This window comes from Candidatus Marivariicella framensis (genome assembly GCF_982709265.1).
In genome coordinates this window covers 57,909-71,451 of sequence record NZ_CEXPNT010000001.1, presented here as the reverse complement: position 1 = coordinate 71,451, position 13,543 = coordinate 57,909, and the positions used below count along the sequence as shown (strand labels likewise).

The window sequence follows — 13,543 nt, the reverse complement described above, 5'->3', positions numbered from 1 at the left end:
AAACACTGGCAATAAAATTAAAATTATTGCTGTAAAAAGTCCAATTGATATTTTATATCTCCGTTTGATGCTAATCGTTTATTTTTGTGAAGTTACTATTTCATTTATGAAACAAAAACCGTGCTACATTTTAGGAATTGAATCTTCATGTGATGACACTGCTGCTGCAGTTTTAAATCACAACAAAGTTCTGTCAAATTGTATAACCAACCAAGAAATTCATAGTCAATATGGTGGAGTTGTTCCTGAATTAGCTTCAAGAGCACATCAAGCAAATATAATCCCTGTTGTTGAACAAGCTCTAAAACGAGCAGAAGTAAAACAAAATCAATTAAGCGCAATAGCTTACACACAAGGTCCAGGTCTATTAGGATCATTACTTGTTGGAAATAGTTTTGCAAAATCCATGGCAATGGGTTTAAATATTCCATTAATTGGAATTAATCATATGCAAGCTCATATTTTAGCTCATTTCATTGACAATAAACACCAAAAGCTTCCAAGTTTTCCATTCATAGGTGTTAATGTCTCTGGAGGTCATACTCAAATCATGATTGTTAAAAATCATTTTAATATGGAAATTATTGGTACTTCTATTGATGATGCTATAGGAGAAGCTTTTGATAAATGTGGAAAAAAAATGGGTCTTGATTATCCCTCTGGACCATTAATTGATCAATTATCAAAAAATGGGAATTCTGAAAAATTCACATTTCCTGTTCCTAAAGTGAAAGAATTAAATGTTAGCTATAGTGGGTGTAAAACTGCCTTTATAAACTTTATAGAAAAAGAGAAGAATAAAAACTCTAAATTTATTGATGAAAATCTTAACGATCTTTGTAGTAGTATCCAATTAACTTTAATAAAAATTATAACTCAAAAGATAGAAATGGCTGTACAGAAAACTAATATAAGCTCTGTAGTAATTGGAGGAGGAGTTTCTGCTAATAGCGAAATACGAAATTTTTTAAGAAAAAAAGAAAAAAATAATGGATGGAGTATTTACCTTCCTTCTATTGAATTCACAACTGACAATGCTGCAATGGTAGGAGTTGCAGGCTACTATAAGTTTTTAAATAAAAAATTTAGTGATTTATCATCAGTTGCTAATCCAAGAATGTCATTTTAAAATGAGTTTATTTTACAATTCAAAAATTCATTTAGAAACTGACGCTTTTATTTTTTCACCAGAAGAAAGCAAGCATATTTATAAAGTTTTAAGAAAAGTTCCTGGTGACAATATTACAGTTACAAATGGAAAAGGTTTAAAATGGAAAGGGGAATTAACTCAAGTAGGAAATAAAAATACAGAAGTTAAAAAAATTGAAGCCACCAAGACTAATGACACCCGTTACGGACTCGAAATAGCTATCGCACCGACTAAAAGTAATGATAGAATGGAGTGGTTTATTGAAAAGGCAACAGAAATTGGTATCACAAAAATTCATTTTATAAAAACAGAAAATAGCGAAAGAAAAAAAATTAATTTAAACCGTTTTCAAAAAATTGCAATTAGTGCAATGAAACAATCTAAACAATTTTATTTACCGGAGATAGAAGATCTAATTTTCTACAAAAAATTTTTATTAAAAAATAGTGTTCATCAAAAACTTATTGCTCACTGTGACGACCTAAATAAAAATCATATTGCTAATCTTTCTTTAGAATTTAAACCACTAATAGTTTTAATTGGACCAGAAGGGGATTTTAGCAAAAATGAAATAAAAGCAGCCATCTTAAAAAACTACTCACCTATTAGCTTAGGTATGCAAAGACTGAGAACTGAAACAGCCGCACTTTATGTAACACAAACTGTTTCAATACTTTCTTATCTACAAAATAAATAAGTTACAGTAGTTTTATATCTTTATATACATGGAATCTAATAATATTGCTAAAGGAATTTTAATTGCTATTTATAAAGTTTTAATTATTTTATTGGGAGTTTATTTACTTTACACTCTAAATGAATTAATTATTCACCTAGCTATTGCAGCAGTTTTAGCATTGCTAGGAAGGCCAATAGTTTTGTTTTTAGAAAAAAAATTAAAATTTCCACCTCTATGGGCTGCTTCATTTACTCTTCTATTTTTTATTACATTAATTATTGGTGTGTTTTCATTATTTGTTCCTTTAATATTAAAACAAGGAGATAGTTTGTCTTTGTTAGATGTTGAAGAACTTGAAAATAAGTTTATATTTTTAAGCTCACAAATAAATGATTTTATTGGCTGGAATAATTCAATTTTAAATAAAAATACAATTTCAAATAATATATTTTCTAATATTGGATTTAGTAGTATTCCGAATATTTTAAATGGATTTATTGGAACTTTAAGTAATTTTACAATTGGACTTTTCTCAATAATTTTTGCCAGTTTCTTTCTTCTTAAGGATAGTAATATTTTAGAAAAAACAGCTCTAATTTTCATAAGAGACGATCAAGAATCAAAATTCAAAATAGCTCTTGAGAAAATTAAAGACCTACTTTCTAGATATTTTATTGGACTCGTTTTTCAGATAATTATTTTATTAATAATATATACTTCAGTATTACTAATATTTGGAGTTTCAAATGCTTTTATAATCGCTTTCTTATGTGCTTTACTAAATTTAATTCCTTATTTAGGACCTATAATTGGAGCCTTTTTAATTAGTGCTCTAACTATGACAAGTTTTATTGATGCATCTTTTACAGAAGTTATTCTTCCAAAAACAACTTATGTGCTTTTAGGTTTTGCTTTTGGACAAGTAATTGATAATTTTTTTAGTCAACCATACATATTTTCAAAATCTGTAAAATCTCATCCATTAGAAATTTTTATAATAATTATAGCTACTGGAACTCTTTTTGGAACAATAGGATTAATTGTTGCTGTTCCAGCATACACGTCAATAAAGGTTATGCTTCAAACATTTTTTGAAGAAAATAAAATTGTAAAATCATTAACAAAAAACTTATAATATGTTATTCAAAAATATTTTATTTTTTACACTATTCTTAACTCAATTTATTTGCTTTAGTCAAACAAAACTTTCTAGACTAGAAAAAAAAATATTAAAGCAAGTAAATGTAAATCAACAAGATGCAATTATTTTTTTAGAAAAAGTTGTAAACATTAATAGCGGAACTTTAAATACAAAAGGTGTTAAAATGGTTGGGAATGTTTTTAGTGATGCTTTTGATGATTTAAATTTCTCTACTGAGTGGATTGAAATGCCTAAGGAAATGAATAGAGCCGGTCACCTGTTTGCATTTAAAAAAGGGGTTAAAGGGAAAAAACTTCTTCTTATTGGACATTTAGATACAGTATTTGAAGAGAATAGTCCTTTTCAAACTTTTGAAAGAAAAGATACAATTGCATATGCTCCTGGAGGCAATGACATGAAGGGCGGAAACGTAGTTATGCTTTATGCTCTTAAAGCTTTACATGATTTAAAATTACTAAATAATTGTACTATAACAATAGCTATGACAGGAGATGAAGAGAGTACAGGGAAACCATTAAGTATATCAAGAAAAGATTTAATTGAATCTGCAAAAAATAGTGATATTGCATTGGGTTTTGAAAACTCAACAGGGTATAACAATGCAACTATTGCAAGAAGAGGTGCGTCAGGTTGGAGTGTTACATCTACAGGTAAAAGAGCTCATTCATCAGGAATTTTTAGAGAATCTGTTGGAGCAGGAGCTGTTTTTGAAATTAGTCGAGTTTTAAGTCAGTTTTACGAGAAAGTTCGAGGTGAAGAGTTATTAACTTTTAATCCAGGAAATTTAATGGGTGGAACTTTTGTAGATTATGATAATAAAAAAAGTGAAGGTGTTGTTTTTGGAAAAACTAATGTAATTGCACAAGTTGCAAAAGTAAATGGAGGTTTACGTTTTATTTCTGAAGAACAAAAAAAGCGTGCTAGAGATAAAATGACATTAATTGTCAGTGAATCATTGCCTCATACATCAACAACAATATCTTTTACCGATAGTTATCCTGCAATGGGACCAACAAAGGGAAATATAAACCTTTTAAAAAAGTTAAGTGATGTAAGTCTATCACTTAATCAAGGTGAAGTACTTCCATATGATCCAGGAAAAAGAGGAGCTGCAGACGTCTCTTTTGTTGCAGATTATGTTGATGCTTTAGATGGACTCGGGACAATGGGTGAAGGGGCTCATACTCCACAGGAAACTGTAAACCTTAAAACAATGGAAGCTCTGACATCAAGAACGGCTATATTTATTTACCGATTGATTAATACTAAATAAAAGTTCTACTTAAATATTTCAAGTAACTTTATTTGCTCTTTAATTGAAGATTCAAATTGAACCTTAAGTTGAGTTACTAAAGAATCTGTAGTTTGGACATCGTTAATAGCTGTAACTCCCTGACCTGCAGACCAAATAGTTTTCCAGGCTTGAGCTTCTGCTTTAGCTACATCTAATTCACTTCCAAAATCAACTTTTTTAGATTTTATCCATTGATCTTCAGTAATACCCATTGCCTCTAAACTTGGTTTTAAAAAACTACCATGAACTCCAGATACTGCCGCAGTATAGACTATGTCTTCAGCAGAACTATCAATAATCATTTGTCGATAATCTTCACTTGCATTACTTTCAGTAACATTAATAAATCTAGTTCCCATGTAAGCAAAGTCTGCACCCATTTGTAAAGCACTAGCTATATCTTTTCCAGAGCTTAAACACCCTGATAATATAATGGTTTTATTAAAGAAACTACGTATTTCATTTATCAAAGGAATTGGGTGAAGAGTTCCTGCATGACCTCCAGCTCCAGCAGCTACCAAAATAAGTCCGTCTACACCAGCCTCTGAAGCCTTTTCGGCATGACGTTTTTTTATTACATCATGGTAAACTAAACCACCATAACCATGAACAGTATTGACTAATTCAGGAACAGCACCTAAAGAGGTAATAATTATGGGAACTTTATGCTTTACACAAACTGCCAAGTCAGCCTGAACTCTCATATTTGTTGCGTGAACAATCAAATTTACACCAAAAGGAGCCGCTTTTTTTCCAGTTTCTTTTTCAAAAACTTCAAGTTCTTCTTTAATTTGAATCACCCATTGTTCAAACCCTTCGGTTGTTCTATGGTTTAGAGCAGGGATTGTTCCAACTACTCCACTTTTACAACAAGCTATAACTAATTTTGGACCTGAAATTAAAAACAATGGCGCCGCAATTACCGGTATAGATAAATCATTAAAAAAAGATGGTTTCATTATTTTCTAAGTTTAACAGACCATTCAAAGGAGAAATGAGAAACAAGCGTGCTATCTTCATTGTATCCTTTAGAATCAATCCATAGGGTTTGACCATCACCTGTAGTGATAGCTTTTTCAATAAGTTTTTTTACTTCTAGTCCTTGATCACAAACAAAGCGAATTTGACCTGTTGCTTTTTTAGTAAATTTAGCAGTATTGTTAGCCACCAACATAGATATGTTATGACCACTTGAATTAATTTCACGAGTTAAAAAAGCTCCCGTAGTCATTTCAGCTGCCATTCCCTGAACTGCCCAAAACATTGAATTGAACGGGTTTTGATTAATCCATCTGTGCTTAACTTTAACAATACATTTATCTGAGTTTATTTCATACAATCTTACTCCGGACCACCATGCAGAGGGAAGTTTAAAAAACATAAAAAGATTGAAGCGAGTTGGGGTAACTTTCACAGTCAAATATAATCAATTTTAATTCAAAAAATTGTCAACTGACTCAAAGGGTAGTGAAAATGATTCTGCTACCTCTTTATACACAACTTTTCCACTAACAATATTTAAACCTTTAACTAAATAAGAGTTTTCAATACATGCCTTTTTCCATCCCTTGGAAGCTAATTCTCGAGTATATGAGATAGTAGCATTTGTTAAAGCTTTTGTGGATGTGTTTGGAACCGCTCCAGGCATATTTGTTACCGCATAATGAACTATACCATTAATAGTATTAATAGGCTTGTCGTGAGTTGTTGGAATACTTGTCTCAAAGCAACCACCTTGATCAATAGCAACATCTACAAGTACAGCCCCTTTTTGCATATCATTTAGCATTTCTTTAGTGATTAATTTTGGAGCCTTCGCACCTGGAATTAAAACTGTTCCAATAATCAAATGTGAAGTTTTAATATGTTTACTTATTGTAGATGAATCTGAATAAAGTATGGTTACATTTGGAGGAAGAACATCACCCAACAATTTTAGTCTATCTAAATTAGTGTCTAACAATGTAACGTTGGCTCCCAATCCAGCAGCCATTCTCGCAGCTTCTGTTCCAGCTACACCTCCTCCCAATATTAAAACATTAGCTGGAGCAACACCAGGAACTCCTCCTAAAAGAATCCCTAACCCTCCTTGAGGCTTTTCTAAATATTTAGCTCCTTGTTGAGTTGCCATTCTTCCAGCAACTTCAGACATGGGAACTAAAAGTGGTAAGCCTTTATTTTTTTCTACAGTTTCATAAGCAATACAAATTGCTTTACTTTTGATCATGGCCTTAGTAAGAGTTTCACTTGAAGCAAAATGAAAATATGTAAATATTAATTGATTTGGTTTAATCAAAGAATATTCAGGTTTTAATGGTTCTTTTACTTTAACTATCATATCGGCAATAGAGTATATTTCCTGTATTGAACTTAATATATTGCAGCCTGCTGCAATATATTCTTCATCTGAAAAACCACTATCAATTCCAGCACTTTTTTGAATAAAAACTTCATTACTGTCCGAAACTAAAGTTGCTGCTCCAGATGGTGTCAATCCAACACGAGCTTCTTGAGGTTTGATTTCTTTGGGGACACCTATTTTCATAGAATAAATTTGATGTAAAAGTATATAAAAATTTAAAAGATTATTAAAATAAAGTAAAAGAAATCAATCAAGATTTATACTATAAAAAAATAATAAATCTTATTAACCATTTCTTCACATTGTTGAGAATGAATACTATAATAAAAGAAGTAAGACAAGTAGATGAATTTTATTCTGAAGTTTATAAATAGGATTTTCTTAAATTAAAATAATATGTAAAAACAGCTATTTAACAAAAAACCCTGACTATTAAGGTAAGTTTTGATTTGATCGCGACAGCTTTCGGCCATTTTGTTAAATACTGATCAATTCTGTATGTTTTGGCGGTATTGTTGTCATAAATAAGCAAATAAATACATATTTAATCAATAGTTTCGACCCACATATCGACCCACTTATGTTTTTTTTATCACATACTAAAAGAAAATAATCAAAGCCTTTTTATTTTTTCAATAATTGCATTAGTAACTCCCTCAGTATTGGCATTTCCACCTAAATCTTTAGTTAGAACCTTACCACTTGAAATAATTTCTTCAATTGCATTTACTATTAATTTAGCTCCTTCTATTTCTCCTAAATGATCTAACATCATCGAAGCGGTCCAAATACAAGCAATTGGATTTGCTAATTTTTTTCCTGCTATATCAGGGGCACTTCCATGAACAGGCTCAAACATGCTTGGGAACTCTTTTTCTGGATTAATATTAGCGCCTGGAGCAATACCCATTCCACCTACCACAGCAGGTCCAAGGTCTGATAATATATCACCGAATAAATTACTTGCCACAACCACATCAAACCTGTCAGGATTCTGAACAAAATGTGCTGCTAGTATATCAATATGAAATTGATCAATCGCTACTTTAGGATAATTTTTACTCATTGCCTTGAATCTTTCGTCCCAATAAGGCATAGTATGGATTATACCATTAGATTTAGTTGCGCTAGTTAATTTAAAATCTCTTTTGCTCGCAAGTTCAAAGGCATACTTCATAACTCGATCTACACCTCTTCTTGTGAAGATACTTTCCTGAACTACTAATTCATGAGGTGACCCTTCATTTAATCGCCCTCCAATAGATGAATATTCTCCTTCATTATTTTCTCGAACAATATAAAAGTCTATTATTCCTGGGGCTTTTAAAGGGGATTCTATTCCTTTTAATAGCTTAACAGGTCTTAAATTAACATATTGTTGAAAATTTCGTCTGATTGGAATTAACAAGCCCCATAATGATATATGGTCAGGCACTCCTGGATAGCCAACTGCCCCTAAAAAAATACCATCACTGTCCCTTAATCTATCTAAACCATTTTCTGGCATCATTTTTCCATGTAACTTAAAATATTCACAGGAATAGTTGTAATTTTTATATTTTAATTTAAAGCCACATTTAGCAGCAACTATATCTAAAACTTTTACTGATTCCGGAACTACTTCTTTGCCTATTCCGTCTCCAGGAATAGTAGCAATTTGATATGTATTCATTTATTCATCTTTTAATTTTAAACTAAAGAAAAGAGACTAATGCATCCAAAGTTTCATTTGGTGCTTCCTCTGGTAAATAATGACCGCAAGGTAGACCGTATCCAACTACCTCTGTTGCAAATTTTTTCCATTCAGCAACAATATCGTATTTATTTCCAACATAACCCTTAGCCCCCCAAATAACGATGATCGGACAAGTTATTTTATGATTATTGTCTATGTCAATTTGATCATGTTCTAAGTCAATGGAAGCCGAAGCACGATAATCTTCACAGCTTGCTCTGATTGTCTCCGGTGTAAAACAGCGAAGATATTCAGAAAATGCAGTTTTTGTGAATGCATCGCTATCTTTTCCCCATTGTCTAATTTTTTTATTTAAATAAAATTCAGGGTCTGCTCCTATCATCTTTTCTGGAATATTTGCGGGTTGAATTAAAAAAAACCAATGATAATAAGACTTTGCAAAATCCATATCAGTTGTTTTGTACATAGTATAGGTCGGTGCAATATCCATCACTACTAATTTTTCCACAACGCCTGAGTAATCTAATGCCATGCGATGTCCCACTCTCCCTCCTCTGTCATGTCCAGCCACTAAAAAACTATCAAAACCTAAATGCTTCATTAATTTTACTTGGTCTTTAGCCATTGCTCTCTTGGAATAAGATTCATGCTTTTTATCTGAGTTAGGTTTACTGCTGTCACCGTAACCTCTGAGATCACTGGCTACAACTGTATATTTTTTACTCAATTCAGATGCTATTTTATGCCAAATAAAATAAGTCTGAGGATATCCATGCAGCAATAATAATGGAGGGCCTGACCCCCCCATCACATAATTAATTGAAATGGAGTTATAAGAAAATATTTGTTTTTTAAAATTTTGAAACATTAATCATAAATTTTAATGAATATAATTTAAAAAGTTAATCTTTAATCTAAGAAATATTAACATTTTTTTCTTCTAGTAGGTCAATGATAAAATTATCAATTTGCTCTTTTGAAATGCTTGGCATACAAATAATATGGGTAATATCTCCTTCAGCTGCCAATCCCCATTTATGTGTTAGTTTTTCTGAAGTTTTCGGGAAAACAATCGTTATAGCTCCAGGATTCGACCAAGCACTGATTCCTGATTTTTTTAATTCTTCCTTACAATATGACGCCATTTTTAAACTATCCTCATAACGTTTACGTAAGCCTTCAACTCCCATTTTATTTATTGCATACCACATAAATAATACTGCATGACCATTACGTGAACCTGCAATTGTTGTATCTAAGGAGCCAATGTAGGCAACATCATTTGCAATGCGATCCCTAAAAGAACGCTTTGTAATCACTATCCCACAAGGAAAAGGTGACCCAATAAATTTGTGTCCGCTAAGTGAAATACTATCTGTCCCATCTTGTAAATCATATGGTATTCTAGGCTCAATAAAATTCCCATAAGAAGCTGACAATGCACCATCTAAGTGGATATGAAAACTTTTTATAGCTAATATTTTTAAAATCGACTTTATTTTAGATACATCATCTTTAGCTTCTTTCATTGTTGTACCAAAATTGGCCATGATAATAGGTGGAATATGTCTATTGTTTAGAAGGGTATTTTGTAAATCTTCGTAATCGATTTCCCCGTTTTCTTGAGATCTAATAACGATACTGGGAATATTTAGAAGATGTATGTTCTTCTTAATACTGTAATGGGTTGTTTCTGAATAATATACCATTGCATTTGGGTAGCGTTCTCTTGCCACGTAAAGACCGTATAGGTTTCCTTCGGAACCACCTGTGGTTACATATCCCCAATAATCTTTTGGATTAGCACGAAGCAATTGAGCAAAGAAATCAATAACTTTTCTTTCAGTTTTATGGGTTTGTACCTTATATGTGCTTTCTATAAAAGGGTCACCCACATTGTTAATTACATATTTTAATGAAGGGTATAGCTCAGAAAAATCAAAATCTTTGGCTACAGGGTAACCTATCATGAGTTCATTAGCGTTTTTTAGGGCATTCATTAATTTCTTTAAACTCTTTCGATTCGTAAAACCAGTTTTCATATTAAATATATTATTCTATAAATTTAATAAATATGGTTTTATATTTTATAATATATATATTATTTAGAAAATAAATTTATTATATTTGAAATAATAGAAATTAAATCTTTTTTTTAATAAAAAAATATCTTTGCTTAACATTAAAATCTAAAATGGATAAAATCGATAAGGCTATTTTGTATCAATTGCAACGCAACTCAAAGCTTAATACCAAAGAAATTGCTAATAGGGTTGGTTTAAGTATTACACCTACTTATGAACGAATAAAAAAGTTTGAAAAACAAGGTGTGATTAAATCCTATGTAGCACTTTTGGATCTAGATAAGGTTGGTAAACAGGTAATCGCTTTTTGCCAAATATCTTTAGCAATACACAGCATAAAAAAATTGAATAATTTTAGAAATAACATTAGTAATTTACCCGAAGTTATGGAATGTTACCAAGTTACAGGCGATTATGACTATATCATAAAAATTACTGTAAATACTATTTCAGACCTCCACAATTTTATTAACAAGAAACTAGCCTCTATTGAAGGAATTTCTAAAATCCGTTCTTCTGTTTCTGTCGATATAATTAAAGAAACTACCGCATTTGATTTGCAATAAATTTAGCTTCTTTTTCAACAGTTCTTCAAGTATCAAAGGTATTAATTCTTGAAAAACACATGATCGAATTGCTAGAATCAGCCATATATTTTGACGCTAACTTTCTACTTACGACCCACATATCGACCCACATAAAAATGAAAAAATCCGTAAAGTATTATAATTAAACACTTTACGGATCTTTGTTGTGATCGCGACAGGATTCGAACCTGTGACCGTCTGCTTAGAAGGCAGATGCTCTATCCAGCTGAGCTACGCGACCTTTATATTGCGGAGGGACAGGGATTCGAACCCTGGCAACGGTTGCCCGTTGACAGTTTAGCAAACTGCTCCATTACCACTCTGGCACCCCTCCTTATTTAGGATGTGATAAAGATTTTGCAAATCTAAAGTTTAAGCTGATAACAACAAATGTTTTTTAATAAAACATCACTCAGGATATTCAATTCTCAAATGATAAATATTTACCAATCTTTTAATTAATACTTTTTTAACAAGTTCAATTTCGTATAAAGTAATATTTGAATATTCAAACTGTTTACCAAACATATGATTATCAATTATTTGATTTACAAAGTCTTGGATTTTTTCAAACGTTGGAGTTCTTAAACTTTTAGAGGCAGCTTCTACAGAATCAGCCATCATTAAAATTGCAGTTTCTTTTGAAAAGGGTGTTGGTCCCGTATATTTAAAACTTTTCACATTCACATTATCCTTACCATATTGTTCTATTGCCTTTTGATAAAAATAATAGACTGTATTTGTACCATGATGAGTTCTAATAAAGTCAATGACTCTATCTGGAATATTATTTTTTTTAGCAATTTTAATCCCCTCATTTACATGATTAATAATTATTTCAGCACTCTGTTCAGGAGTCAAATCGTCATGAGGAGAGACAGGTGAATTTTGATTTTCTGAATAAAAAGTAGGAGCATTAATCTTTCCAATATCATGATATAAGCTCCCTACTCTAACTAATAGACTATTTGCTCCTATTTCGTTTGCAGCGGCTTCAGCTAGATTTGCAACTTGTAATGAATGATTAAAAGTTCCGGGAGCTTTTTCAGATAGTTGTTTCAATAATTTTGAATTTGTATCAGAAAACTCAAGTAATGTAATGTCTGAAACTAAACCAAATAATTTTTCAAATACATAAATTAATGGCTGAACAAAAAGAGTAAGCAAGCCATTAATTATAAAATATACTATAATATTAATATTTAGAGAATTGAAGCTTCCTTCATGTATTATTGAGAAAGAAAAATAACCCAACAAATAAACAAGTACTATTTGGCTAACTGAGATAAAAATACTTGCTCTTTTATGTAACTCAGTTTGTGTTTGAATAATTACCATTCCCGCAATAATTTGAAGAAACACAAATTCAAACCCATTAGGAACTACAAAACCTAATAGTAAAACTGTTAGAACATGAGCAAAAAGGCCCAGCCTTGCATCATAAAATGTCTTTATAGTAATAGGGAGAATGCATAATGGTATTGCATAATAAAAGTCACCATTAAAACTCAATATCAAAGTTGTAAAACCTAATAAAAAAAGAATATTAAAAACGATAAAAGTTAAATCTTTATTATTCTGATAAATCTCAGGCCTGTAGTTTTTAATGAATAAAAAAAGCATTAAAAACACAGAGCTAATCAAAATTGAATACCCGAATATAATTGTGTACTCTTGTCTAGAAGAAATGTTTAAAGACATGTATTCTTTCTTTAGTGATTCTAACTGAAGGAAATTCTCTCCCTCTGCAATTTCACCTTGGGCAATTATGAGTTTTCCTTCTCGAATATAATCTCTTGTAGGAGAAATATCACCTAATGATGCTTGTAAGGCTTGCTTTGTAAAGCCTTCATCTAAAAATATATTTGGCTGAATCAAATCAAAGAAAAGATTATAGTATTGATCATTATATTCATTTAAAGAAGAGGTGCTGGTCTCTTCCAAAATAAATTCATTTAGATTTTTTAGTCTAAAAAGCTGATCAAAACTTAAAGAAGTTTCTTCTGTATTTTTAATCAGATATAAATTTTTATTATTTGATTGGAAATTAATGGGTAAAACCCCGTATTTATAAATTTCATTAATTAATTCTCTTCCAAATAAAATCAATTGATCACTTGATTTATTCTCTAAAAAAACCAACTTGAACTTCTCATTATATTTTAAAATAACATTCTCATAAATAGATGAGTCATATCTATAATATTTAGGTTGTTGAATCTCAATAGTTTGTTTTTCCTCAGCAAGCTCTTGTTCAGATTTTAGAATAGTAAAATTAAAGGGAGCGTATAGTGTAGGATGTTGCCATATTTTTCCTTTTTGATACTCATACTTAAATTGCCCTCCTCGGGGAAAAATGTAAACTACAAAAACACTACAGCTTATAAAGAGAAGTAATTTATAAAACAGTGATTGTTTTAAAATAAAATAACTGTATAAATTTTTCAAACTATTTATTTGTTTTAAAAATACTAAATGTATTTAACTCTCTTAAATAAGATAAAAAACTCCTTTAAGAAACAAAAGGAG

Annotated in this window: 12 protein-coding genes and 2 tRNA genes; 5 read left to right on the top strand and 9 right to left on the bottom strand. The window is 30.9% G+C overall.

What is annotated here, in order from left to right; genetic code table 11:
- Positions 1-106: 106 nt before the first annotated feature.
- The 4 genes from tsaD to AC34EU_RS00320 are packed head-to-tail and all read left to right on the top strand — an operon-like array spanning position 107 to position 4,264.
- Positions 107-1,129 (top strand): tRNA (adenosine(37)-N6)-threonylcarbamoyltransferase complex transferase subunit TsaD, encoded by a 1,023-nt coding sequence (gene tsaD, locus AC34EU_RS00335; protein WP_487532924.1) that lies wholly within the window; start codon positions 107-109, stop codon positions 1,127-1,129.
- Between the two features lies 1 nt (position 1,130).
- Entirely contained in the window at positions 1,131-1,847 is a 717-nt protein-coding gene (locus AC34EU_RS00330) for a 16S rRNA (uracil(1498)-N(3))-methyltransferase (protein ID WP_487532923.1), read from the top strand.
- Positions 1,848-1,875: 28 nt separating this feature from the next.
- On the top strand, positions 1,876-2,964 hold the full coding sequence (locus AC34EU_RS00325) for an AI-2E family transporter (protein WP_487532922.1): 1,089 nt from the start codon (positions 1,876-1,878) through the stop codon (positions 2,962-2,964).
- Position 2,965: 1 nt separating this feature from the next.
- Positions 2,966-4,264: a M20/M25/M40 family metallo-hydrolase gene (locus tag AC34EU_RS00320; RefSeq protein ID WP_487532921.1), complete on the top strand. Its 1,299-nt coding sequence runs from the start codon at positions 2,966-2,968 to the stop codon at positions 4,262-4,264.
- A 5-nt stretch (positions 4,265-4,269) separates the two neighbouring features.
- Here AC34EU_RS00320 and AC34EU_RS00315 read toward each other — a convergent pair whose 3' ends face one another.
- The 6 genes from AC34EU_RS00315 to AC34EU_RS00290 all read right to left on the bottom strand — a co-directional run bounded on the left by AC34EU_RS00315 (position 4,270) and on the right by AC34EU_RS00290 (position 10,385).
- Entirely contained in the window at positions 4,270-5,244 is a 975-nt protein-coding gene (locus AC34EU_RS00315; protein ID WP_487532920.1) for an NAD(P)H-dependent flavin oxidoreductase, read from the bottom strand.
- A complete protein-coding gene (locus AC34EU_RS00310) occupies positions 5,244-5,699 on the bottom strand; it encodes a DUF4442 domain-containing protein (protein WP_487533050.1) in 456 nt (151 codons plus the stop codon). Before AC34EU_RS00310 ends, AC34EU_RS00315 begins: the two co-directional genes overlap by 1 nt.
- A gap of 18 nt (positions 5,700-5,717) precedes the next feature.
- Positions 5,718-6,830, bottom strand: coding sequence for an alanine dehydrogenase (ald, locus tag AC34EU_RS00305; RefSeq protein ID WP_487532919.1), 1,113 nt, complete (start codon positions 6,828-6,830; stop codon positions 5,718-5,720).
- 430 nt (positions 6,831-7,260) lie between these two features.
- Positions 7,261-8,319, bottom strand: coding sequence for a tartrate dehydrogenase (locus AC34EU_RS00300; RefSeq protein WP_487532918.1), 1,059 nt, complete (start codon positions 8,317-8,319; stop codon positions 7,261-7,263).
- 22 nt (positions 8,320-8,341) lie between these two features.
- A complete protein-coding gene (locus AC34EU_RS00295; protein WP_489667056.1) occupies positions 8,342-9,211 on the bottom strand; it encodes an alpha/beta fold hydrolase in 870 nt (289 codons plus the stop codon).
- Positions 9,212-9,257: 46 nt separating this feature from the next.
- The gene (locus AC34EU_RS00290; RefSeq protein WP_487532916.1) at positions 9,258-10,385 is read right to left on the bottom strand and encodes a histidine decarboxylase; all 1,128 of its coding nucleotides are present in this window, start codon (positions 10,383-10,385) and stop codon (positions 9,258-9,260) included.
- A gap of 152 nt (positions 10,386-10,537) precedes the next feature.
- Between AC34EU_RS00290 and AC34EU_RS00285 the strand changes: the two genes are divergently transcribed.
- Positions 10,538-10,993, top strand: coding sequence for an Lrp/AsnC family transcriptional regulator (locus AC34EU_RS00285; RefSeq protein ID WP_487532915.1), 456 nt, complete (start codon positions 10,538-10,540; stop codon positions 10,991-10,993).
- Between the two features lie 188 nt (positions 10,994-11,181).
- Here AC34EU_RS00285 and AC34EU_RS00280 read toward each other — a convergent pair.
- The 3 genes from AC34EU_RS00280 to AC34EU_RS00270 form a co-directional block, all read right to left on the bottom strand.
- Positions 11,182-11,255 (bottom strand) — tRNA-Arg (locus AC34EU_RS00280).
- A gap of 9 nt (positions 11,256-11,264) precedes the next feature.
- Positions 11,265-11,348, bottom strand: a tRNA-Ser gene (locus AC34EU_RS00275).
- A 74-nt stretch (positions 11,349-11,422) separates the two neighbouring features.
- A complete protein-coding gene (locus AC34EU_RS00270) occupies positions 11,423-13,462 on the bottom strand; it encodes an HD family phosphohydrolase (RefSeq protein ID WP_487532914.1) in 2,040 nt (679 codons plus the stop codon).
- Between the last annotated feature and the right edge of the window lie 81 nt (positions 13,463-13,543).

Bases quoted from the DNA above. Each gene is read 5' to 3' on its own strand.
- AC34EU_RS00315 (WP_487532920.1), bottom strand. From the start codon at position 5,244: ATGAAACCATCTTTTTTTAATGATTTATCTATACCGGTAATTGCGGCG.
- AC34EU_RS00285 (WP_487532915.1), top strand. From the start codon at position 10,538: ATGGATAAAATCGATAAGGCTATTTTGTATCAATTGCAACGCAACTCA.
- AC34EU_RS00325 (WP_487532922.1), top strand. From the start codon at position 1,876: ATGGAATCTAATAATATTGCTAAAGGAATTTTAATTGCTATTTATAAA.
- ald (WP_487532919.1), bottom strand. From the start codon at position 6,830: ATGAAAATAGGTGTCCCCAAAGAAATCAAACCTCAAGAAGCTCGTGTT.
- AC34EU_RS00330 (WP_487532923.1), top strand. From the start codon at position 1,131: ATGAGTTTATTTTACAATTCAAAAATTCATTTAGAAACTGACGCTTTT.
- AC34EU_RS00290 (WP_487532916.1), bottom strand. From the start codon at position 10,385: ATGAAAACTGGTTTTACGAATCGAAAGAGTTTAAAGAAATTAATGAAT.
- AC34EU_RS00320 (WP_487532921.1), top strand. From the start codon at position 2,966: ATGTTATTCAAAAATATTTTATTTTTTACACTATTCTTAACTCAATTT.
- tsaD (WP_487532924.1), top strand. From the start codon at position 107: ATGAAACAAAAACCGTGCTACATTTTAGGAATTGAATCTTCATGTGAT.
- AC34EU_RS00300 (WP_487532918.1), bottom strand. From the start codon at position 8,319: ATGAATACATATCAAATTGCTACTATTCCTGGAGACGGAATAGGCAAA.
- AC34EU_RS00295 (WP_489667056.1), bottom strand. From the start codon at position 9,211: ATGTTTCAAAATTTTAAAAAACAAATATTTTCTTATAACTCCATTTCA.